Source organism: Mesorhizobium sp. M7A.F.Ca.CA.003.01.2.1 (assembly GCF_003998945.1).
Lineage (GTDB): Bacteria > Pseudomonadota > Alphaproteobacteria > Rhizobiales > Rhizobiaceae > Mesorhizobium > Mesorhizobium ciceri.
The window spans coordinates 1-2086 of the sequence record NZ_RZRA01000963.1; the positions used below are offsets into that span (position 1 = coordinate 1).

Consider the following 2086-nt stretch of genomic DNA (forward strand, 5'->3'; position numbering starts at 1 on the left):
GGCGTGTACTTGGCGAGATAGGCGGCTCCCAGTGCAACGACGATGAGGATCCAGATCGCCACCGGCAGGCCAAGCAGCCGACCGGCCCCGAGGAAGCCGAAGCCGGTGGTGCCAAGCTCCGGCTTGCCGACGAGGTTGGGAAAGGTGCGGCCATCCGACGACAGCAGCGCCAGGCCGCGCGCGACATAGAGCACGCCGAGCGTGGCGATGAACGGCGCGACGTTTAGCCTGGTGATCAGCAAGCCGTTGACGGCGCCGATCAATATGCCGACGGCAAGCGTGATCAGCGCGATCTCAAAGACGTTGAAATAGATGGTGTAGCCGATCTGCAGGTCGATGCCGTTGAGCACGAGATACCCGGCCACCATACCGCACAGGCCGACGATCGAACCGACCGAAAGGTCGATGCCGCCGGTGATAATGACGAAGGTCATGCCCATCGCCAGGAACGCATTCAGCGCCACGTGCTTCGACATCAGGATCAGATTGGCGGTCGACAGGAAATTAGGCGCCGCGATCGAAAAGAAGATCAAGACGGCGATGAGCGCGATGAAGGTTCTCGCCTTCATCAGCGTCAGCAGCAGCGAGCCGCTCGAGACGGAGGGGACAGCCGCCTTGGCCGGGATGTCAGTCATGGGCGGTTTTCTCCGTGTGCGGGGTCGGCCCGTGGCCAAGTGCCGAGGCGGAGACAAGGGCTGCCTCCGTCGCCTCGGAGCGATCGAACATGCCCGTCAGTTTTCCGTTGCTCATCACCGCAATGCGGTCTGACAGCGCCATCACCTCATCGAGATCCGAGGTGGCGAAGAGAATGCCCAATCCATCGCGCGACAGTTTGCGCATGGTGCGGAAGACGTCGGCCTTGGCGCCGACATCGATGCCTCGGCTGGGCTCGTCCATCAGCAGCACCTTGGGCCCGGTGAGCAGCGCCTTGCCGATCACCACCTTCTGCTGGTTGCCGCCCGACAGCGACGACACCTCTTGCGCCGGGTCGGCGACCCTGATCGCCAACTCCCGCACCACCTGCGTCACCGCCTGCCTTTCGTCAGCGCCACGGATGTGGAACAGGCGGGCAAAGCGCGACAGGCTGGCCAGCGTCAAATTGCTGGCGACCGAAAGGATCGAGACAAGCCCTTCGCGCTGGCGATCCTCGGGGATCAGCGCCAGCCCGCGCCGGATGCGCCGCGTCGTATCGCGCTCCTTGACCTTTCTACCGCCAATGAAGATGTCGCCGGTCGAATGGCCGTGGCGGCCCATGATGCAGTCGAACAGTTCGCTGCGCCCGGCGCCCATCAAGCCGTATATGCCGAGGATCTCGCCGGCACGCAGCGACAACGACACATGGTCGACGGCAAGTCCGCCGGTGGCACGAGGCAGGCAGATCTCCTCGGCACGAAAAATCTCTTCGCCCGGAAGATGGCCGTCGGCCTTGGCGAAGTCCTTGGCGTCGGAGCCGATCATCTGGCGAACGATCCACTGCGTGTCGACGTTCTTCATCTCTTCCTGGCCGGTGATGCGGCCGTCACGCAGCACGGTGATGTAGTCGCCGATGCGGATCAGCTCTTCGAGCCGGTGCGAAATGTAGACGATCGCCACGCCGCGCGCCTTGAGGTCGGCGATCACCTTGAACAGGATCTCGACTTCCGCAGCACTCAGCGCCGAGGTCGGCTCGTCCATGATCAGGATGCGTGCATCGAGCGAAACCGCCTTGGCGATCTCGACCAGCTGCTGCTGGCCGATGCGCAGATCCTCGACCAGCATGTCGGGCCGGATGCCGGCCTGTAGGCGTTCCAGAAATTCCGCAGCGCGGTTTTCCTGTTGCGCGTGGTCGATTTTGCCGAAGCGGTTGGTGATTTCTCGGGTGGCGAAAATATTCTCGGCGACGCTCATATTGCCGAACAGGTTCAGCTCCTGGAACACCATGCCGATGCCACGGTTCACCGCGTCACCGGATGACGAGAAGGAAACCTCTTCGCCTTCCAGCAGGATGCGGCCGGCGGTCGGCCGTTCGACACCGGCGATGATCTTCATCAGCGTCGACTTGCCGGCGCCGTTCTCGCCGACCAGCACGTTGACCGCGCCCTTGCGC

At 63.4% G+C, this 2086-nt stretch carries 2 protein-coding genes; both read right to left on the reverse strand.

All coding sequences use genetic code 11. The annotated features are described in order from the left end of the window. On the reverse strand, positions 1 to 635 hold a 635-nt coding region (locus tag EN969_RS28300), incomplete at its 3' end, for an ABC transporter permease (RefSeq protein WP_164758567.1). Further along, positions 628 to 2086, reverse strand: a 1459-nt coding sequence (locus EN969_RS28305) for a sugar ABC transporter ATP-binding protein (RefSeq protein ID WP_164758568.1), incomplete at its 5' end; no start/stop codon positions are given. The genes EN969_RS28305 and EN969_RS28300, both read right to left, overlap by 8 nt.